This is a genomic window from Phytobacter massiliensis JC163, assembly GCF_000321045.1.
GTDB classification, from domain to species: domain Bacteria; phylum Pseudomonadota; class Gammaproteobacteria; order Enterobacterales; family Enterobacteriaceae; genus Phytobacter_A; species Phytobacter_A massiliensis.
The window spans coordinates 427,556-447,673 of sequence record NZ_HE578946.1; the positions used below are offsets into that span (position 1 = coordinate 427,556).

The 20,118-nt window shown below is 57.7% G+C and carries 20 protein-coding genes, 1 tRNA gene and 2 pseudogenes; 2 read left to right on the top strand and 21 right to left on the bottom strand.

What is annotated here, in order from left to right; all coding sequences use genetic code 11:
- The first annotated feature begins 22 nt into the window (after nucleotides 1–22).
- Together actS and ENTHG_RS12460 are read left to right on the top strand one after the other, a co-directional pair.
- On the top strand, nucleotides 23–694 hold the full coding sequence (actS, locus tag ENTHG_RS12455; protein ID WP_044180135.1) for an amidase activator ActS: 672 nt from the start codon (nucleotides 23–25) through the stop codon (nucleotides 692–694).
- An 80-nt stretch (nucleotides 695–774) separates the two neighbouring features.
- A tRNA-Gly gene (locus ENTHG_RS12460) sits at nucleotides 775–848 on the top strand.
- 240 nt (nucleotides 849–1,088) lie between these two features.
- Here the strand turns inward: ENTHG_RS12460 and ENTHG_RS12465 are convergent.
- The 21 genes and pseudogenes from ENTHG_RS12465 to ENTHG_RS12565 form a co-directional block, all read right to left on the bottom strand.
- On the bottom strand, nucleotides 1,089–1,853 hold the full coding sequence (locus ENTHG_RS12465) for an ankyrin repeat domain-containing protein (RefSeq protein ID WP_237567481.1): 765 nt from the start codon (nucleotides 1,851–1,853) through the stop codon (nucleotides 1,089–1,091).
- On the bottom strand, nucleotides 1,828–3,246 hold the full coding sequence (locus tag ENTHG_RS12470) for a Tle-like phospholipase domain-containing protein (protein WP_425325300.1): 1,419 nt from the start codon (nucleotides 3,244–3,246) through the stop codon (nucleotides 1,828–1,830). The genes ENTHG_RS12465 and ENTHG_RS12470 overlap by 26 nt, the downstream gene beginning before the upstream one ends.
- 858 nt (nucleotides 3,247–4,104) lie before the next feature.
- Nucleotides 4,105–4,752 (bottom strand): 4'-phosphopantetheinyl transferase AcpT, encoded by a 648-nt coding sequence (gene acpT, locus ENTHG_RS12475; RefSeq protein WP_071825873.1) that lies wholly within the window; start codon nucleotides 4,750–4,752, stop codon nucleotides 4,105–4,107.
- A 2-nt stretch (nucleotides 4,753–4,754) separates the two neighbouring features.
- Nucleotides 4,755–5,983: pseudogene (locus tag ENTHG_RS12480) on the bottom strand (beta-ketoacyl-ACP synthase).
- Nucleotides 5,980–6,711: a 3-ketoacyl-ACP reductase FabG2 gene (locus ENTHG_RS12485; protein WP_044180137.1), complete on the bottom strand. Its 732-nt coding sequence runs from the start codon at nucleotides 6,709–6,711 to the stop codon at nucleotides 5,980–5,982. The pseudogene ENTHG_RS12480 and the gene ENTHG_RS12485 overlap by 4 nt, the downstream one beginning before the upstream one ends.
- Nucleotides 6,708–7,184, bottom strand: a complete 477-nt coding sequence (locus ENTHG_RS12490) for a hotdog family protein (RefSeq protein WP_044180139.1) — start codon at nucleotides 7,182–7,184, stop codon at nucleotides 6,708–6,710. The genes ENTHG_RS12485 and ENTHG_RS12490 overlap by 4 nt, the downstream gene beginning before the upstream one ends.
- Nucleotides 7,181–8,350, bottom strand: a complete 1,170-nt coding sequence (locus tag ENTHG_RS12495) for a beta-ketoacyl-[acyl-carrier-protein] synthase family protein (RefSeq protein ID WP_044180141.1) — start codon at nucleotides 8,348–8,350, stop codon at nucleotides 7,181–7,183. The genes ENTHG_RS12490 and ENTHG_RS12495 overlap by 4 nt, the downstream gene beginning before the upstream one ends.
- Before the next feature lies 1 nt (nucleotide 8,351).
- Entirely contained in the window at nucleotides 8,352–8,933 is a 582-nt protein-coding gene (locus ENTHG_RS12500) for a DUF3261 domain-containing protein (RefSeq protein WP_044180143.1), read from the bottom strand.
- Nucleotides 8,930–11,248 (bottom strand): MMPL family transporter, encoded by a 2,319-nt coding sequence (locus tag ENTHG_RS12505; RefSeq protein ID WP_044180146.1) that lies wholly within the window; start codon nucleotides 11,246–11,248, stop codon nucleotides 8,930–8,932. The genes ENTHG_RS12500 and ENTHG_RS12505 overlap by 4 nt, the downstream gene beginning before the upstream one ends.
- A complete protein-coding gene (locus ENTHG_RS12510; protein ID WP_044180148.1) occupies nucleotides 11,220–11,825 on the bottom strand; it encodes an outer membrane lipoprotein carrier protein LolA in 606 nt (201 codons plus the stop codon). Before ENTHG_RS12510 ends, ENTHG_RS12505 begins: the two co-directional genes overlap by 29 nt.
- Nucleotides 11,825–12,244 carry an acyl-CoA thioesterase gene (locus tag ENTHG_RS12515; RefSeq protein WP_044180150.1) on the bottom strand — a complete coding sequence of 140 codons (420 nt, stop codon included), beginning with the start codon at nucleotides 12,242–12,244 and terminating at the stop codon, nucleotides 11,825–11,827. Before ENTHG_RS12515 ends, ENTHG_RS12510 begins: the two co-directional genes overlap by 1 nt.
- 2 nt (nucleotides 12,245–12,246) lie before the next feature.
- Nucleotides 12,247–13,938 (bottom strand): glycosyltransferase family 2 protein, encoded by a 1,692-nt coding sequence (locus ENTHG_RS12520; protein WP_044180152.1) that lies wholly within the window; start codon nucleotides 13,936–13,938, stop codon nucleotides 12,247–12,249.
- Nucleotides 13,929–14,282: an ApeI family dehydratase gene (locus tag ENTHG_RS12525; RefSeq protein WP_044180153.1), complete on the bottom strand. Its 354-nt coding sequence runs from the start codon at nucleotides 14,280–14,282 to the stop codon at nucleotides 13,929–13,931. Before ENTHG_RS12525 ends, ENTHG_RS12520 begins: the two co-directional genes overlap by 10 nt.
- Nucleotides 14,269–15,629: pseudogene (locus ENTHG_RS12530) on the bottom strand (AMP-binding protein). Before ENTHG_RS12530 ends, ENTHG_RS12525 begins: the two are co-directional and overlap by 14 nt.
- Nucleotides 15,626–16,168, bottom strand: coding sequence for a COG4648 family protein (locus tag ENTHG_RS12535; protein WP_161624530.1), 543 nt, complete (start codon nucleotides 16,166–16,168; stop codon nucleotides 15,626–15,628). The pseudogene ENTHG_RS12530 and the gene ENTHG_RS12535 overlap by 4 nt, the downstream one beginning before the upstream one ends.
- A gap of 38 nt (nucleotides 16,169–16,206) precedes the next feature.
- A complete protein-coding gene (locus ENTHG_RS12540) occupies nucleotides 16,207–16,458 on the bottom strand; it encodes an acyl carrier protein (RefSeq protein ID WP_044180157.1) in 252 nt (83 codons plus the stop codon).
- 9 nt (nucleotides 16,459–16,467) lie between these two features.
- Nucleotides 16,468–16,725, bottom strand: a complete 258-nt coding sequence (locus ENTHG_RS12545) for a phosphopantetheine-binding protein (protein ID WP_044180158.1) — start codon at nucleotides 16,723–16,725, stop codon at nucleotides 16,468–16,470.
- Complete coding sequence (locus tag ENTHG_RS12550; protein ID WP_044180160.1) at nucleotides 16,706–17,521, bottom strand: lysophospholipid acyltransferase family protein; 816 nt, start codon at nucleotides 17,519–17,521, stop codon at nucleotides 16,706–16,708. The genes ENTHG_RS12545 and ENTHG_RS12550 overlap by 20 nt, the downstream gene beginning before the upstream one ends.
- Nucleotides 17,518–18,240 (bottom strand): beta-ketoacyl synthase chain length factor, encoded by a 723-nt coding sequence (locus ENTHG_RS12555; protein ID WP_044180162.1) that lies wholly within the window; start codon nucleotides 18,238–18,240, stop codon nucleotides 17,518–17,520. The genes ENTHG_RS12550 and ENTHG_RS12555 overlap by 4 nt, the downstream gene beginning before the upstream one ends.
- A gap of 18 nt (nucleotides 18,241–18,258) precedes the next feature.
- Entirely contained in the window at nucleotides 18,259–19,317 is a 1,059-nt protein-coding gene (locus ENTHG_RS12560; protein ID WP_044180164.1) for a methyltransferase, read from the bottom strand.
- Between the two features lie 99 nt (nucleotides 19,318–19,416).
- On the bottom strand, nucleotides 19,417–19,806 hold the full coding sequence (locus ENTHG_RS12565) for a hypothetical protein (RefSeq protein ID WP_044180166.1): 390 nt from the start codon (nucleotides 19,804–19,806) through the stop codon (nucleotides 19,417–19,419).
- Nucleotides 19,807–20,118 lie beyond the last annotated feature (312 nt).

The window sequence follows — 20,118 nt, forward strand, 5'->3', positions numbered from 1 at the left end:
ATTACCCGTTGCTATCTGCCTGATGGTAGCACTGCTGGCGGGCTGTTCCGGCAGTAAGTCCTCCGGCACGGATGTGTATACGGTGAAACGGGGCGATACGCTGTACCGTATCTCTCGCCTGACCGGCACCAGCGTCCAGGAGCTGGCGCGGCTGAATAATATCTCTCCCCCCTATACCATTGAGGTGGGGCAGCGGCTTAAGGTGAATGGCACCTCGAAATCCGCCTCTTCGAAAAGCGCGAGCAGAACGACAAAAACGGCCAAATCTATCGTCGTGCCGCAGGCCTCCTGGCCACCCGTTGGGCAACGCTGCTGGCGCTGGCCGACCACGGGGAAGGTCATTCTGACTTATTCCAACGCGGACGGCGGCAATAAAGGGATTGATATCGCGGGCAACCGTGGGCAGCCGGTCTACGCTGCAGGCTCAGGGAAGGTGGTTTACGTTGGTAACCAGCTGCGTGGCTACGGCAACCTCATCATGATCAAGCATAGCGAAGAGTACATTACCGCTTACGCCCACAATGAGACGCTGCTGGTCAATAACGGGCAGAGCGTGAAGATTGGGCAAAAAATTGCCACCATGGGCAGCAGCGACGCCGACTCGGTGCGGCTGCACTTCCAGCTTCGCTACAAGGCCACCGCCATCGATCCGCTGCGTTATCTGCCGCCGCAGGGCTCACCGCCAAAATGCTAAGCGATTAATTAATCGCCGCTTAGTCGCCTGGTCTCTTGCCAGGCGACGCGTAAGGTTTATAATGCCTGTCACACCTCGAAGCGGGTGTAGTTCAATGGTAGAACGAGAGCTTCCCAAGCTCTATACGAGGGTTCGATTCCCTTCACCCGCTCCAGATTCAAGTCTTCCGTACTTTTCTTTGATAAATCAGCAACTGTCGCATTGATTTCCAGATGACAACCGGCTGGTGCCATGCTTCAACTATCACCTAGCCGCTATGGGTGTGAATACGCGTAGCAGCGGGATAAATTATCCGGCAACCCCTGCCGGTAGTAGTTCACTATTGCAGCGCTGTTTCATATTTTAAAAGGACAGACTTTCACCACTCAGCATAGGCGCCGGTTTAAGCTGTGATTCAACCACCGAGGCTGCGCATTTTAGCATCCAGTTTTTTTAAGTTATTGTAATAGTCACTGCCTTCCTTTACCTGATGGATCTTTCTGTCCACCATCTGCCTGAAGGAACGGCCTTGCTTATTTACTGGATTAGGATCGGCTCCGTGCTCTAACAGAAAGAAAACTTTATCAAAGTCGCCTTTGAAAAAGGCATCCACCAGTGGTGTTTCACCGAGTGAATTCTTTGTATTAATATCAACTCCGCGCTCAAGCATCAGAGCCAGTGTGGCTGTGTTTTTCGATTCGAGAGTCGAGAAAATCAGCGGGACATGATAAGGCTTATCGCGGGCGTTAGGATCCATCCCTCCATCCAGTAATGCTTTTAACCAAATGTCTTTATCGCCCTTTGCCGCGACTTCCGCCGGGCTACCTGGCATATTTCTCTGTGGTTGTAGCGGATCAGCGCCTTCGCGAACCAAATCTGACACAATCTCCAATCGTTCGGGCGGGTTATCATTGTAAATTGACTCATTAATCGCATAAAAAAGTAGAGTAAGGTCCTCGGAGCCAGGCGTATTCAGGTCTGTTTCTTTCGCCAGACGTAAAACGGCACTACGATCTGCCGCCTCAATCGCTTTAGCAAGCACAAGCTGCGCACCCGCAAAATGTTTTTCTGGATCTATTTTTTTCATGTCATTACATGCCGATAAAAGAAAAAACAGAAAAGGGAATAGCATCAAGGATGCTAATTTTTGCTTGCTAAACCCTGTTTTTAATAATTCCAATATCCTCATCCTTTTGCGCCTCAATGCAATTTATTACCTGTGACATCCCGTGCTTATCCAGCATGTTTCCTGTTCCACCTGGTAGCGTTTGAGGTAGACCTATGGCATCAGGCAATATATTTGAAATGCCGATTTTTAATGCGAAAAGCGAGGTGTCAAAATTAGCATCCTGAAGATCTGAAAAACTTATTTCCTGAGCTTTTGTCAACATCTCTCCATTTACTCGGTAGGCAGATATTGAAGAACCATCACCTATAAGTTCACCGCCATATTTTCTTACCGTACTACTGTTCAACCCCGCGGCGTTGAATGTCCAGGTTGCTTTACCACTTGCCAGCCCGGCAGCAGATGCTAGGCCGCCGCCAAGGGAGTGGCCAGCAATATCGATTTTTTGAGCACTGTCAGCAAGTTTACTACCAATGGAAACCGCCTTGTCATAATAAGGAGAATTGAGACCCATTCCCTGAGCTGCATTGTTGGCCCAGTCCACCATTTTATCTGGCCGCGTTCCACGAAAAACCACGGTAGGATTCATATCTTTTCCAAATACGTATTCATCGGGGGCGTACACACGGGCGAAAAAATTAGGATCTAGAGAGTTATCAGCCAGCATTTTGGACGTGAGTCCCATTTTAGACAGAGCTCCCTCATCATTGCTTATGTCAATCCAGCCTTCCGGCACATCAGGCATAGCTTCGACTGCGTTTATGGATTGCCCTGCCCGTCCATAAACGTTCTGAGCAAGCCTGGCTTTTTCGACCGACACATTATTTTCTGTCAGCCGTTTAGCTGCCGTCTGTGCATCAGGATACACGCTACGTTGGCCTTTACTGATGAGATTTTTTCTCTCCTGCCAACGTTCGGCTTTTGTAAGTGGGCGTGTGGGCTCATTCATTCGTCTACTACGATCACTTCCCGCAGTAGATTCTTCTCTTCGCATAGCTTTATCAGCACGCGCAAGTTGACTTACAGGAATATCTGTTGGAGCGGGACGCTTACCAAATATGCTGACCATTTCTTCATATCGACGGACGATGGAGTTAATTGGATAGATATCAGCAAAATTCGCTCGATAAACCTGAAGGCGTCCCTCATCATCAATAAAGAACAGAGCGGTTGCTGGTGACCATAAACGAAAACTATGATCAATAGCCACCATAGTGCCTCGCTCAAGATCTACGGTGGCGACAGTGCGTATGTCCCGACCAGCTTGGTAGGGGTTTGAGCCGCTTTGTGACTGAAGTGTGTCCTGATGGCTTAACATCGAGCTCAGCGAAGAGGAGGGCATCGTTCTAATTCTTTGCACAGCAAGGTGAGGGTTGATGATGAAGGCAAAGCGCCATGGAGTAATTTTTTCTTCGAAAATGTAAATTAAGTACATGTAATTTGTCATGATGCCAACTCCAGGATCATATCATTACATTTATTGTTATGCGCTTGTTAATATTGATAAAAATGGCTCGTCTGCGGGCTACGAACACTTTAAGTGGTTACAAGCAACTACCCAACTTAATAGGGAAGTATATAAACTATAGCAGTAATGCGAAAAGAATCGAGCAAGGCCAGACTTTTTCTCGACGAGCGAAACAGCCCTACAATCTGTCCACCTAATAGTTTTAGCCAAAAACAGTTGAGAGCCCGTAAAACCTTATTCAGGTCTTATCTTTTCAGAACATGGCACGTTGATAACGAAACGAACAGAAAAAAGTTGGTCACTTCTCGAAACGTTGGAGCGAAAATATCTTCTCGAAGGATATACTACCCTTAATAAGGTGGCGCGTTGTTATAGATAGAGAATGAACTACAATTTATTTTTTGAGTAAAAAATCACAGTATTTCCACAATGGGGGCCGAAAAATCACACTCGGATTTGGTACTTGCTTAGTCCTGGAGGGGTAAATCCTTTGTTATCAGTCAGGCTGTGCTAGGCTTAGCGGGGATTTTTCTCCAGAGCAGCTACGGAACATGATCATAATTGTCTACTTTCCATCAGGCAAATTGAGGCGGCTCAGCTCAATGCTGAGTTGGACTTACATAACCATCGCCCATCAGGTTTGAAAGCGGTAGCCTGATTTACTCTACGGTTTGGAAACATTTATTAATAATTACAAAATAATTTTTAAATCACGAGTATACGTTTTAAAAGCATATTATAATTCGACAGTATTTTCTACTGTCCTAATTTTAGGAAAAAGGAGATTTGAAGCTCTGCGAACGTTGATGTAAAAAGTTATAACTCATTTTTTGTTTTTTACCGGTATGTCTTACCTTTGTCACCCGCTCCAGTCTTCTGCTCCAGCCGCTCAATGCTTACCGGCGTTTCATATCCCCAGAGTTGAAAATCATCTCTTTCCAGCCTGTGTGGCCGCGGCGTACAAAGCGCCAGCAACAGCGTGTCGGCAATCCGGTACTGGCTGACAAACAGCCCGGCGCTGGCGGCAGTGTCCATCTGCCAGACGCTACCGGCAGCCTGTTTAACTATCGCCTCTTTACGTGTCCAGATCTGCCAGAACATCTCTAACCTGTCAGCGGGGGCTAGCGCGGCGATGGTCTGCCGCTCGCTTTCGCTGAACGCCGCCCCGGCCAGCAAAGGCCAGTTTTTGCGCGGGCGAACGCGCTCGATATCGCACCCGACTTCCCCGTCGTCGCCAAGCAGCACCGCGACATCGCCGCCGCTGTGGCTGATGTTAAAGCACAGCGGCGAAGCGTCGCTAAAATGGGGCTTGCCATTGCTGCCGGTCACCATATCAGGCAGCGCAGTAACCCCCATCGCTCTGCGTAGCAGCTCCCGCCCCGCCAGCCAGCTTGCGCGTCGGACGCCCTCCGCTGCCTGCTGTTGCAGCAGACGCGGAGCCTCGTCGCATAACAAGGCTATTTTGCCGATGGCGACGCGTAGCACCTTTACGGCCAGCGTTTGATGATTAACGAAGTATTGATTCCGCCAAAGGCAAAGTTGTTGCTTTGCAGGAATTCACACTCGATACGGCGGGGTTCGCCCATAATGTAATCCAGCGCGCCGCAACGCTCATCCGGCTGCGTCAGGTTAATCGTCGGCGCAAACCACCCCTCATGCATCATTTGCAGGCTCATCCAGGCTTCCAGCGCGCCGCAGGCGCCGAGCGTGTGGCCAAAATAGCTCTTAAGTGAAGAAATTGGCACCTGTTCGCCGTAGATCGCGGCCGTTGCAAGGCTTTCAGCAATATCGCCTCGCTCCGTGGCGGTGCCGTGCGCGGAAATATAGCCAATATCCTGCGGGCTCAACCCGGCGGTGGCGAGCGCCTGCTCCATGCAAACCTGCATGGTCTCCCGCTGAGGCTGGGTGATATGCGCGGCGTCGCAGTTGGTGGCAAAACCGGTTATCTCGCCATAAATTTTAGCGCCGCGCGCTCTGGCATGTTCCAGCTCTTCCAGAATAAGCGTCCCGGCCCCTTCGCCAATCACCAGGCCGTCGCGGTGCTGATCGAAGGGGGAGGGGGTGGTTTCGGGGGCGTCATTGCGCTGGCTGGTGGCAAACAGGGTATCAAACACCGCCGCCTCGGAAGGGCAAAGCTCCTCCGCCCCACCGGCGACCATCACGGTCTGGTAACCGTGGCGGATGGCCTCCCAGGCGTAGCCTATCGCCTGGCTGCCGGAGGTGCAGGCGCTGGAGGTGGGAATAACCCGGCCGCGCAGGCCAAGAAAAGACCGGTATTGACCGCCGTGGTGTGCGGCATCATCTGCACGTAGGTTGTGCCGCTGATGTTATTGGTGTGCTTTTCCGTCAGCATGGTGGCGAATTCGCTGACGGGGCCGGTACTGCCGGTCGACGAGCCGTAAGCAATGCCCGTCTGCCCGTTGGTCAGCACCGGATCGTCAATCAGCCCCGCCTGGGTAAGCGCCAGTTCGGTGGCGCGCGTCGACAGCAAAGAGACGCGTCCCATCGCGCGAATGCGCTTGCGGGTGTAGTGCTCGGGCAGCGTAAAGTTGTCGATGGGGGCACCCAGCAGCGTATGCAGGCCTGAATAAATTTGCCATTCCGGCATGCTGCGCACGGCGTTTTTCCCGGCCAGCAGACGGCGGGACACATCCTGCCAGTTTTCGCCAAAGGCAGTCACGCCGCCCATCCCTGTAATGACGACACGACGTGTCATAGCATTCCTCCATTAATAGAAATAACCTGGCGCGTGACGTAGCCCGCGATATCCGACATCAAATAGCTGGCCAGCCCGGCGACCTCCTCGGCTTTGCCCATGCGTTTCATGGGAATCATCGCCATCGCCTCGTTAAGCGCCGCGGCTTCTATCTCGATCATGGTGGTGTCGATAAGGCCCGGCGCGATGCAGTTAACGGTGATTTTGCGCTTTGCCAGTTCCATCGCCAGCGCTTTGGTCGCGCCGATAATGCCCGCCTTCGCCGCGCTGTAATTGACCTGGCCGCGGTTGCCCATCACGCCTGAGACGGAAGAGAGCGTCACAATGCGCCCACCCTGGCGCAGGCCGATCATCGGCATAATGCAGGGGTGGATAACGTTGTAAAAACTGTCGAGATTGGTGTGAATGACCGCGTCCCAGTCATTTTCGCTGAGCGCCGGAAACGCGCCGTCGCGGGCGATGCCCGCATTGCTGACGATGCCATACCACGCGCCATGAACGGCGATATCCTCTTCGAGAACGGTACGGCATTGGTCACGCGAGCCGACGTCAAAACAGAGTAACCGCCCATGACCGCCCGCGCTTTCCAGCGCTGCCAGCGTCTGCTCCGCGCCGTGCCGGTCGCGGTGATAGTGCACGCCAATATCAAACCCGTCGGCGGCGAGGCGGCAGGCGATAGCGCGCCCGATGCCTTTACTGGCGCCGGTAACCAGAACTGAACGGCTCATTGTTTCTCTCCCTGAGTAAAAAGCGAGGCGAGCTCCTCCGCCGTTGGCTGGAAGGTATTCACCCGGCCCGTGGCGGCATGCCCTTTAGCAGAGCGTATTTCGCCCTCGAAGCTGGCAAAACGGTCGTCCTGCATCAGCAGCCTGACGTCAATATCCAGCGTGTCGCCGCCGGGGAAGTATCCCGGTGCGCACACCAGCTCGCGCGCGCCAAGCACCATGCCAAGCGTGATGGTCTGCTGCCCGCTCTGATGGCGGTGCCATCCCGACCAGACGCCTACCGTCTGGGCCATTAACTCCAGCGCGAACCAGCCGGGCAGGTCGCCTTCCGCGGTAATAAACGGGGCCAGTACGCCGTGACGGTTCACCGTGACCCGGCAATGCGCGCGTTCATCGCTCACGGCAATTACCTCCTCCAGCAGCACCATCGGCGCTTCATGGGGAAGATAGTCGGCGGGTGGAAGATAGCGGCTCATGCGACTCTCCCCAGAATAATGCTGGCGTTATTGCCGCCGAAGGCAAACGAGTTGGACATAACGACGGGCAGGCGTAGCGGCTGCGGCTGCCGGAGAATGCCGCATTCCGGAAGCGCAGGGTCGATGGGCGATGCGCGAAAATCCTGCGGCGGCAGAGGAAGGCCGTGCTGCAAAATGAGCGTGCTGATAGCCGCTTCGATTATGCCCGCCGCCCCCAGCGTGTGGCCGGTTAACGGTTTGGTGGAGCTGCACGGCACCTGTTGGCCGAAGATAGCGCTTACCACGCCGGCTTCCACCTGGTCGTTAAGGGGCGTCGCCGTGCCGTGCAGGTTGATATAGCCGATGTCACGTGGCTCAAGCTTCGCATCGCTCAGCGCCTGTTTGATGGCGCGAACGGCGCCCTCGCCCTGCGGATGGGGCGCGGAGATATGCCAGGCGTCGCTGGATTCACCGACGCCCAAAAGCGCCACGGGCTGCGGTTCGCGCGTCAGCACCATCAGCGCCGCCCCTTCGCCGATGGTAATGCCGTTACGGTCGCGGGCGAAAGGCTGGCACAGGGTACGTGAGAGCGACTCCAGGCTGTTGAAGCCATTAATCGGCATCCGGCTTAGGGTGTCCGCGCCGCCGACAATGACCGCATCCGCCAGCCCGGCCTCAATCAGCCGCCGTCCGCTGATTAACGCGCGGGCGCTGGAGGAGCAGGCGGTGGAGTGGGTCCATGCCGGGCCTTCCAGCCCCAGCCAGCGGCGAAGAAAGCGGGAGGGATCGCCCAGCTCCTGCTGCGGATAGCGCCACGCCAGGCTGGGCTGCTGGTGATGGGTCAGGCTGACATGCCTGTCCGCCTCATCCAGCCCGGAAGTGCTGGTGCCAAGCACGATCCCGACACGCTCGCGGCCATATTTGTTGACGGCCTCATCCACCTGCGGCTGAATTTGCCCCAGCGCCGCCAGCAAAAGCTGGTTATTGCGCGAGTGGTGGTCTGCAAAAGAGGCTGGAATGGCGGGCAGGTTATCATCCACGCCGCCCAGAACGGCGCTGAGATTGCCGGACAGCCAGCCTTCGCGCAGCCGCATGCCGGGCGCTTTGCCGCATATCAGGTTGGCGGCAGTGTCGGCGGCGGTCTTACCCAGCGCGCTGATGGTTCCGACCGCTGAGATATAAATCATGTCAGTCACCCAGATAGCGAATCGTGATGTGGTAGTGGAAAACGTGCTGCTGAATGCTAATCGGCTGGCGCATCGTTTTGCGTTGCAGGTAGGTAATCTCCGTGACCAGCTGGCCCTGCGGGTTACGCAGCTCGCGTTTGTCGCCCTGGTCGGTAAGCGTCCACCCTTCGGGTAGCTGCGATTGCCATGCGGCGACCGGCCAGTAGCTCAGCATCACATCGGCCAGCACCTGGCTTGCGGGGGGCAACTGCGGCACCATAATCGATTGTTCCGTGCGCAGGCCGCTTGCGTCATAGGTTGCCAAAAACAGCCGCACGCCAACGGAAGAGAGACCGGCCAGGGTAATTTTTTGCTCGTCGGCGGTGAGCATCACCAGCAGCGACTGGCTTTTGCCGTTGAACGTCCCCGTTAAAAGCTGTTGCACGTTGATGGCAGGGGTAATGCCCGGCGCGGGCAGCGTGACCTGCGTGCCGGGCTGCAGCCAGGCCTGCGGGCGGCCATCGCTCTGGCGGGTGGTGTGGCTACAGCCAGCCAGCAGCGTGGCGCAGAGCACCGTTGCGCTCATAAGCAATTTGATTTTCATCGTTTTTCTCTTTTCTTAGTGGGCATGGCCAGCGGTGAAAGCAGCCAGGCGGTGAAGATGCCGCTGACGAGGACAATGCCGAAGCTACTGATCGCCTGGGTGGCGCTAAACACCAGCATGCCGAGCGTCAGTAGTGTGGTCAGCATCGCCAGGCTAATTGCCAGCAGGGAGGTTAACGGCGTACCGCGCGGGTTACTAAAGAACAGCGTGTAGTTAATGCCGATGCCCAGCACCAGCACCAGCGCCAGCAGCGAGAACAGGTTAACGGCCTGCCCGCTTAGCGACAGCGCCGCCAGGCCGCAGCCGAGCGACAGCAGCGAGGGAACCACGCTAACCAGCCCTTTGCGCCAGCCGAGGCGCAGCATCGCGCCGCAGGCGATAACCGCGAGCGTTGCCGCCAGCAATCCGGTCAGGACGATGCGGTAGTGGGCGAATAGCGAGTCAAACGCCTGTTTGCGATCGACCCAGGCCACGCCAGGGTGGGTGGCGGCCATGATTTTCAGCTCATCACTTTTTTTCACGTCGTTGACCGGCACCAGCACGCCGCTTGTGCCGTCCGGCAGGCTTAGCCACATCAGCCGCCAGCCTTCGCTGGCCGGGCTGGCAAGCCAGGTCTCTACCGTCAGTGGCGTGGCGCGCAGGTCCGGGGCGGTCATTTTTAACCCGGCGCGTTGCCAGGCCTGCTCCACGGCGGGAAGCGCCTGCTGTAACAGCGCCAGATCCTGCTGCTGGCGCGCCAGCGAATTAAGCGGGATGGTGCGATAGCCGCTGATGATGCCCTCTTTTTGAGCTGCATCCAGCGCCGGGACAAACGCCTCCATCCGGGTTAGCGTCATTTCCGGCGTTGCGCCGTACACCACAAACCACTTCTGATCGTTGCTTTGCCCGGTAAGGCGGGTCATCGCTCTCTCTTCGGTCAGAATCGACTGCGGCAGCGCCTGGAGCTGGGAGATGTCGTCGTCAATGCGCAGCGTGGCGAGACCGGCCAGGGAGACCAGCGCCAGCGCGATGGGAAGGCCCAGCTGCAACGCTTTTCTGCGCCGCCAGGCGGCCAGCCAGCGCAGCATCAGCGTCATGGCCGGAACCGGGCGTACCGGCAGGTTTCGGCACAGCCACGGGTGCCAGAAAATAACGGTCAGGCAGGCGGCGCTCAGGCCGCAGGCGGCGAAAACCGCCATCTGCCGAATGCCGGGGAAGGGGGCGAGCATCATGATCAGATACGCCGCGACCGTCGTGCCCAGCGCCAGCAGCAGCGCACTGCGCACTTTGATCAGGCTTTGCCAGGGCGATACCTGTGCGCCGTGCACCATGCGCTCGGTCAGATAGTAGAGGGTGTAATCCGCAGAGATGCCGATGACGCTCATGCTCATCACCAGCGTCATCAGGTGAAGCTCGCCGAAGATAAGTAAGGTGGCGACGGTGCCCGCCAGCGCGCCGACGGCTATCGACAGCAGGCACAGAAGCAGCGGGCGCACGGAGCGGAAGGCCGCGACAATCAGCGCTATCACGCCAAGCAGGGTCGCCACGCCGAGGGTCGAGATATCACGCTTCGCCTGCTGGCTGGCATAGTCGCTGTAAAACAGCGTCCCGCGTGACAGTAGCCGGGCCGCCGGGTAGTCATGCACAAGCGCCTGCTGTTGGGCTGATAGCTCGTCAACCAGCTGGTGGGCCTGGCTGATATCGAAAGAGTTACCCGCCAGTTCGCCATGCAGCAGATACCAGTAGTTGCCGTCGTCATCCAGGGTGACCAGCCAGCCGTCCATCAGGCGCAGACGCTGGCTCTGTTTCGCCAGCGCCAGCTGCGAGCCGCGCATCAGCATCAGCGGATCGTTTTGCAGCTCTTTGCCGCTGACGCCGGAGAATGCGGAATAGAGCTGAGACAGGATCCACTGCGCCTGCTTCGCGCCATTGTCCCGCAGACGTTCGCGGGTGGCGTCGTCAACCAGCGCGGTGCGGTACTGCCAGAAAAACGCCCCCCAGGCCTGCTGGCTGGCGCTGTCCATCGGCCCTGCCACCTGGGAGAGCTGCGGCAGCGCGCGCAGCTGTTGATACCAGCGTTCAGCTACCTCCGGCGAGGCGGTTTTGCCGGGGCTGACCAGCCAGACAAGCTGGCGGTCAAGCCGCTGCATAAAACCATCGTTAAGCGCAGGCGGAACTGTCCCCAGCATCTGTTTTGGCAGCATCGCCAGCACGCTGCTGTTTATTTTGGTCTGCGGCAACAGCATCAGCAGCACGCCGAGCATAGCAAGACAGGCACAGGCCCACGCCAGCAGCGCCCCGCGCGCTTTAGCGGGTGGCAAAACGTTTGCGTTCATCTTCGGTCAGCCGGGCAGGGGTTATACGATGTTGAGAAAGGGCAATCGCGGTTTGATCGCCCTGCTTGTCGAGAAGCGTGATGGACTCAAGGTAGTCAGCGCCAGCCAGCCTGATAGTGGCGAAAATTTTATCCAGCGGCGTGGTGGTTGGCGTCAACGCCAGCGTCCAGCGCCCCTGGCCCATGTCGGCAAACTCAATGCGGAAATTTTGCTCCAGCACCTTGCGGTCGGCCTGAAACAGCGCCCGCAGCAGATGGTTAAACTGAAACATCTGCGGGTTTGACGCAGCGGTAATCACCTCCGGCGTCTGACCGTCGATGGCCTGCACCATCCGCGTATCGTCGAGGATAAGCAGCATGGGGAAGGGGGCGCGCTGTTGCCAGAGTAGCCCCTCGCCGCGGGCCAGCAGCATCTCCCCTTCGGAGTGCAGGGGCTGCGGCAGGCTTTTAATCTGCCGGGTCTGGGTGAAATGGGCGCGGATCACCGGCTGGGCGGTAAAACGCTGCTGGAGATCGTCCAGCGTCATGGCGCTGACCCACGGGCTTAACAGCAGCAGAAAGAGCGGCCACAGTCTCATTACGCCACCCCCATGCACTGCAACAGCACGGGCGGGGCGGTGAAGCACAGCTCGCGGCTGGCTTCTTCAACGGCCACCTGAATGGTGTAGCCGGTCGTCGTGCGTTTACCGGTAGCGGCATCAAAAATCTGGTAGCCGATTCGCAGGCGGTTTTCGTACTCCTCCAGCGTGGCGCGCACGCGAAAGCGCTGTTCGAAGGTGAGCACGTCACGGTATTTCACCCGCGTGTCCACAACCGGCCACAGGTAGCCGGACGCTTTCATCTGCCGGTAGCCGTAATTGAACTGATTGAGCAGCGCTTCGCGGGCAATTTCAAAATAGCGGAAGTAGTTACCGTGCCAGACCACGCCCATCATATCGACGTCGTGAAACGGGACGGTGAGCTCTACTTCGGTTGTAAAACGGGGATCGTTAAGCACCTTTATTCCTTTTCGGTGTCGTCTGGCAGCCGCCAGAAATCAAAGAAGTTGAACCAGTCCAGCGGAGAGAGCAGCGCGAAGTGTTCGAGCCGGGCGGCGTAGCGCGCCACCGCCTGCTCAAGCGCCGCCTGACGCTCGCCACGCGGCAGCGGCAACGGGTCGGCGAACCTTTCGCAGTGAATATGCAGCTGCCCGGCCTGATGGAGCGCGAAAATCAGCACCACCGGGCAGCGTAGCAGCGCGGCAAGAATAAACGGCCCCTGCGGAAAGGGGGCAGGCTGGCCCATAAACGGCGCCCAGACCACGCGATGTTCGCGGGCGGGCCGGCGGTTAACGGCGATTCGGTCGCCGACGATAGCCACCCATTCGCCGTCGTCGAGCTTCTGACGCAGCAGCATGGCGGTCTCCGGGCCGATGTCGTTAACCATGATCAGATTCAGCCCTGCCTGGGGGGCCATCTCCGCCATCACCTGCTTAAAACGTTGCGCATTGTCGCTAAAAACCAGCGCGTTGATGGTTTTTACCCCCTCCAGCTTCGCCAGCGCGCGGCAGACCTCCACATCCCCCAGATGCGAGGCCAGCAGCAGCTTCCCGCGTGCCGAGGCGGCATCCATCGCCTCCCATGCGCCGGGGGCAAAGACGACGTCGCGGCCCAGCTGCAACTCGCCGCGCCAGCTGGCGACTTTATCCAGCATGGCGTTACCAAAGCGGACAAAATGGGCAAAGCTGTTCAGAGCAGGAGGGACGGGGCGGCCCTGCGCCGCCAGCTGACTACGCACGCGGGCAAGCCACGCCTGTGAAGCGCGACGCGGGGTGGCGGCGCTTAACCAGTAGGCCGCCACGACGGGCCTGAGCAGCAGCGCAAACGCCCGCCTGCCCAGCAGCCGCCAGGCCGCAAGCATCAGGCGCATTCCCCATAGCCCTTTTATCTCTGGCTGCTCGGCCCAGTGCCGGTGGCGACGGCGGGTCAGCAGGGCGGGAATGCGTGGAACCATGCCGAAAAAGAGCCGCGTATGCATCAGCGAAATCCGCAGGTTATCTTTGAGGGCATCAAAGTGCGAAAGGCCATCCTGCGGGTAGGTGACGCGGGTGGGCACGAAGTAGCTTTCCGTGCCTTGCCAGTACAGACGCACCATCACTTCGGTGTCGAAGTCCATGCGCTGGCCGATGCTGGCGCGCTCTGCCAGCGCCAGCGTCGGGGCGACGGGGTAGACGCGAAAACCGCACATACTGTCTTTCAGGCTCAGGGAAAGGGTTTCTATCCACACCCAGATATGTGTTACCCAGCGGCCATACAGCCGGGAGCGCGGAACGGAATCGTCATAGACCGGCTGGCCGGAGATAAGCGCATGGGGATGGCTGGCGGCCAGCGCCAGCAGCGCGGGAATATCTTCAATGGCGTGCTGCCCGTCGGCGTCAACCTGTACCGCATGGCTGAACCCGGCCTTCGCCGCCGCGTCAAGCCCCCGGATTACCGCCACGCCTTTACCGGCGTTTTGCGCCAGCCTGATCAGCCGCAGGTTGTCGTGGCGGGCGGCAAGCTGCTCCAGGGTCTGTTTCGTCTGCGGCTCACTGCCGTCATCGACCACGAAACAGGGCAGATTAAACGGCTCCAGGCGCGCCAGTACCTGCGCCATCATCGCGCCGTGGTTGTAGCAAGGGATCACCACGCAGGGGGAAAACGCTACCGGCATAGACGGATCTTCCCGCTGCTGGCGGCATGACGCGCGTCGCCATCAAGGCGTTCGTAGACAAAGGTCACGGTTTGTTGCGCCGCCTGCCAGCGTAGCGTCAGCGAGACCGTATTGCCCGGCAGCAGGGGAGCCTGAAATTTCACATTCTGAATACTGTGGAAACGAAAGCCGGGGGCGAGCAGCGCGCTGGCGTAGCCCATCACCCAGTCGAGCTGCGCCACCCCAGGCAACAGCGGCTGCACGGCGAAATGGCCTTTAAACCAGGCGAGGTCAGGGGAGATATGCAGCACTACAGCAATCTCTTCGGGGGAGATCGACTGACGCGCCATTTCACGCGGTTTCATTAAACAACTCCTGTAGCTGCGTGTAGACACGCTTGTCCATTGTATTAACCGGGATGGCATCCACTACCCGCCAGTAGCGCGGGATCGCCGCGGGCTCAAGCCATGGGCGCAGGGCCTGACGCCACTTAAGCTGCAACGCTCTGCCGCGCTGACCCTGCCAGGCCTCCGGCTGCGTATCGTCAAGCACCAGCAATGCGCCAACGGTTTGCCGACCGTTGCGCGTCACGCACAGCGCCGCCGCATCGCGCACGCCGTCCAGCGCCAGCAGGCGACCCTCAACATCGCAAAGGGAGATGCGTTTCTCTTCGATTTTCACCACCCGCCCGCGACGCCCAGCCAGATGGAACGCGCCGCTGGCGTCAAAATGCAGAATATCGTCGAGCTGCACCCCTTCCGGGCTGTCGATCAGCGGCGAATGGGCGATGAAACTCTCTTCCCGCGCGGTGAACACGACGCCAGGAAAAGGGCGCCACGGGGAGGATGTGTGCTCACGGCTACGCCAGGCGAGCACGCCGGTTTCGGTGCTGCCGTAAATCTCATCCGGCCAGATGCCGCACCATGCTTGCGCCGCCGCCGCCTCTTGCTGGCCCATCGCCCCGCCTGCGGAGAGCAGCATGGCAAGCCGGGGCGGCGTCAGGCGATGATCCAGGCGCTTTAAAAACGCCGGGCTGCTGACAAACAGATAGCGGTAGCGGTCGCTGAGGGCGGAGAGCTGCTCGGCATAGCGGATCGTCTCTGCGTGAAGAGGGAGACCAAGGGCCATCGGCAGAAAAATACGGAACGTTAAGCCGTACAGATGCAGCGGTATCACCGACGCGACCACCCGACAGTGGTGAAGCCGCCCGGCGAAACGAGAGGCCAGCAGCCCGGCTTCTCTATCCAGCGAGGCGATGCTTTTGACGATGCGCCGGGGCTGGCCCGTTGAACCAGAAGTAAAGAGTTCAAGGGTCTGGCTATCAGTGATAGCCTCTGCCGCCAGGGGGGCGGGGAAGCCGCGTCCGAGGACGTAACGCAGTGAAAAGGCCCCTGCCAGCTCATCGGCTCGTCGCTCAGCAGCCCTTCAAAAAGCGCCTGCTGCTCTTCAAGCAGCGCCAGACGGCGATGGCCCGGTATCACCGGCGTTTTCCCCGCGCCCAGCGTGGCCAGCAGCGCGACGATAAAGAGATAGCTGTTATCAAAGCAGAGCGCCCAGCGCTGCGCGTTTTGCTGGCGCAGCCAGGCCTGTAGCCGGGCGACATCACGCCGAAGCTGCCCGAGCGTCCAGCGCTGTTTGTCGCCCCAGGCAATGGGCGTTTCATCAGGACGGGCGGGGCTAAGCCACTGCTTTAACGGGAGCGGCGCGTTCATCTGTCGCGCTCCATAACCCGGCGGCGCACCAACCACTCGCCGCCCATCAGCGCCCCCATCAGCAGATAGGCAATGACGCCGTTCCAGGCGGTCCACAGGGTAATGTCGCCATGCAGCGCGGTAAAAAGCGCCATTGCGCCGTTGCCAATAAAAAACAGGCACCAGATTTGCGTCACGCGCCGGGTATAGCGTACGCCAGTGGGCGAAAGCGCCGGATCGCGCCAGCGGGCGATCCGCTCCACCAGCGGCATCGCGCTCCATAGCGAACTGCCAAACAACGCCAGCATGACACCATTCACGGCGACCGGGTAGAAGAGCAGCAGCTGGTGGGTTTTAAGCAGCCAGCTGGCAATGCACAGCGCAATGCCCGCTAGCGCCATGCGCTGGAGCACCGGGCGCATCGGCCCTGTTTTTTGCCGCGTCTGGCTAAGGCGCAGAACCAGCAGCAGGATCATGATCGGCAGGATCCAGCGCAGGCTGTCATAGCGTAAGCCAAAGCAGATGGCGAACGGCCAGACAAGGATCGCCGCCCCCGACATTCGCTTTAGCCCCGCCAGCGCTTGCAAAGCTCGCACCCTTACGCTTCTTGCAACAGCTGTGCAACCGCGTCCACCACATCCTGGACGGTACGAACGGCTTTAAATGCTTCCGGCTTAATCTTTTTGCCGGTTTTCTTTTGCAGATGAACAATCATGTCGACGGCGTCGATGCTGTCCAGCGACAGGTCTTCGTACAGGCGCGCCTGCGGGGTGATCGTCTCTGGCGGAACGTCGAACAATTTGGTTAACAGGCCCGAGACCTCAAGATAAATAGCGTTATGTTCTGACATAAATGACTCTTAGCCGCGTTGTGAGTGAATAAAGGAGGCCAGCGTGGCAACCGAATAGAAGTGCTGACGCATCTCTTCGTTTTCTGCCGACAGCACAATGCCGTACTGGTTTTTCACCGCCAGGCCCAGCTCCAGCGCATCGATAGAGTCCAGGCCAAGGCCATCGCCAAACAGCGCCGCATTGGCGTCAATATCGTCCGCCGTCAGCTCGTCGAGGTTTAATGTATCGATAATGAGATTTTTGATTTCAGGATAAAGCGCTTGCATCATTAAGTCCTGCCATGGGTGGTTTAACGTTTTGTAATTGCTGCAAAAGGTACTGATTGAGCCGCCTTGCCGCTAATGCAGGCTCCTGTCCGGGAGCGTCGCTAAAGCGGCTAATCGCCACCTGCTCGCCGGGGGTGACAGTAAACACCGGCCTGGTGGGGGGAACGTCATACCACTTGCACTGTTTGCCCAGCATATGTTCGGTGCAATGGATGGTGACGATGCGCACGTTGCGGTTGCAACGCACGGCGATATTGGCCGCGCCGCGCTGCAGCGTCATTTTTTCACCTGGCCGGGTGCGGGTGCCTTCCGGGAAGATCAGAAGGGTGTCGCCGTTGGCAAGACGCTGCTGACACTGGGGCAACAGCGTCTCCGACTGGCTGTTCACCAGGTAATCCGCCGCGCGGATCGCGCCGCAGACAAAGGGGTTGCGCAGCAGCGAACTCTTTACCAGGCAATCTGTTTCCGGCATTACCGAAGCCAGCATCAAATAGTCGATAAGGGAGGGGTGGTTAGCGACGATCAGGCAGCCCCGTTCGCGCCGCAGGCTCTCTGCGTCATGGATTTGTATGTCCAGTAGCCCAAGGTACTTCACTACGCTCAGGAAAAAGCGAAAGCTCAGGGAGATACTGCGTCGGGCAACGCGCCGCCTGACGCATTTGTCGCGCACGAAAAGCGTCAGCAGGTTGAACCAGGTTAATGAGAGCAGTACGCCGCCCACACCAAACAGCACAAAGCACAGCCCCGTCATGGGGATGCGCCACAGGCGGCTCAGTATGCTGGCAAGGCCCCTCATTGCCGACTCCAGCGCCACTGGCGGCGCTCGCCTTGAAGGGTAAACTCGCGCTTTTCGCCGAGGTAGTGCTGCAAAAATTGCATGCTCTGCGGCAGCGGCGGCTCTTCGCTCTCGCTACCCGGTAGCGCTTCGCAGCGCAGCGCGCGGCCAGACTCCAGCACCAGCGCGACGGCAAAGGGCCAGGTGGGCATGCTCCCCGGCAGCGACGGATGATAAAACTCAGGCAAAAAGCCGTCGAAATCCACCATCAGGATGCGCTGATAACCGGCCTGAAGCAGGCACTTCACTTCGCACAGCCCCTGCTGAAAAGTATCGATACCCGCCGACAGCGAAGACGAGACCAGCGGCTGCTTCGCCGCGATGGTCAGGCTGCCGACCGACGCATTGTGCACCGACATGGTAAAATCCGTCGGCGAGACGTTTTGCTCCCTTGCCAGCGCCTGCAGGATGCTGTGATTGCGCTCAAGTTCGCCATGACGGCTGGTGTAAACCACCGCGTCAATAGCATGGCGACGCAGCATCGCCAGGCCGCATTCGACGGCCAGTTTACTGCCGGAGCTCAACCGTCGCGCCGTCATCATCGGCAGCTCCACGAGTTTCGCTTGCGGCGCGTGCGGGTCGATAGCGTAAGGCTGCTGCGCCCATTGCCGCCATTGCGACACTTCGCCAAGCCCTGGCGCTCTGGCCTGCCAGTCGATCACTGTTAACTCAAATTCCATCAACCCGTATCCGCGTTATTAATACTTTTCGCATACCATCAGCGTGTGCCCGGCACCCAGCCCATCCACGCGCTGCGCGACGCGGAATCCGGCCATTTCCAGATAGCGGTAAAATTTCTCTACGCTATAAAAACGGCTGTTGCCGTTAGCCATACAGGTGAAGTAGAGCGAGGTGGCGTTAAGGCTATAGGAGGCGGCCTCGAAGCGTTGCGCGTCCCAGAACAGCTCCAGGATGCAGAGCCGCGCGCCGGGTTTCATCACCGCGGCGACACGGCGAAGCAGGGCGACGATTTGTTGCGGCGAGAAGCAGTCCAGAAACTGGCTCATCCACCAGATATCGGCATCCGCCGGGAGCGGCGTTTCGCTTAGCATATCGACCGCATAAAAACGGATGCGCTCCGCTAACCCCGCCTTTTCGATATTGGGGCGCGCCAGGGCGATTTGCTGCGGCAGGTCGAGAATCGTTACCGCAACCGTCGGGTCATATTCACAGCAGCGCAGCGCCCATTTACCGGTATTGCCGCCCACGTCATACAGGGTGGCGGGACCGTGGGCGAAAACATAGGGTAACGCCGCGTCAAATGCGCCGTCTGAATAGTAGTGATCGAAGGCGAACCAGCTTTGGCGCACCTCATCAGGCAGTTGCGACAGCACTGGATAAATGGTTTTGGCGTCGTTAAAAACGCGCAGCCCGGCGGGTTTTGACTCCCGTAACGACTCTGCTAAATAGAAGAGCCCCTGATAGCAAACGTCCTGGGTAAAATCCATATTCACCCGCGTCATGGCATCATGCAGCAGATAATGGCCGACTTTGGCCATGAAATAGCGCCCGTCCTGGTAGGTGACAATGCGACCGCTCAGCCCCATATCCAGCAGAACGCCAACGGCATATTCATCTAATTCGCTGTTTTCGGCTATTTCTTCTGTCGTGGCCCCCGCTTTTCCCTGTTTATCAAGATAAGAGAGTACGTTGCTGTTGCGCAGGCAAAGCGCGGTTTGAAAAAGCATTGGCGCAAAGGCAATACGCTGGGCTTCGGTAATCGCATCCAGTGCGCTGAGGGTATCCTTGGTATACATGACTTCCTGTCCGGGGCGAGTAAAAGGGTGTTGGGCAGCTCCTGGCCCAATAAAATAAAAAGGCCCGGCCCGGTCGATTGGGGCCAGGCTTAAGCGTATTTATTTGATAGCGCTTGCGGAAAGGTTAACCTGAATATCTTTATTGAGGTTATTGACCCAGCGGTTGTAATTGCGGTGAATTTTACCGCCGGAAGCCTGCATGTTCAGGCTGTTGTCATAAGTAATGGTGTAACCCGACGCGGAGTAGTTGATGCGGACTTCTGCTACGTGGTCGCGGCTTTGCTGACGGGCTTTGATAACGCCACGTCCGGCTTCGTTCATAATCCATTCGCGTTCAACGCCCGCTTTGAAAATGGCGTTTTTGACCTGAGTTTCGCTATAGCCTGCGCCAACAGAGGTCTGAATATTATCAATAGGCGCGGTACGCGCACAGCCAGCTAATGCACCGACAACAACAAAAGCGGTTAACCATTTGCAAATCTTTTTCATAACAACTCCATGTAATAAAAACATTAAAATAATGCAAAAATAAAGTGCTTCTTTTGTTTTATAGCTAAAAGCAGAGGTATTGAGTCGATCAAAATACAATGGTTTTTATTCCTAAACCAAGCTGATTGCACATTTATTGCTATTTCGCTTTAAAATTCAGAATATATAAAGACTTTTGATATATCTCTTTTATAAGTTGGTATTATTAAAAATGATGGTTTTGAGTTTCTTATTTTTAATGTGAATTAATTTCTTTTAAAATAAAAAAGCCCCCCGATGACAATCGGAGGGCTTTTTCAGAAGGGGAGTGAC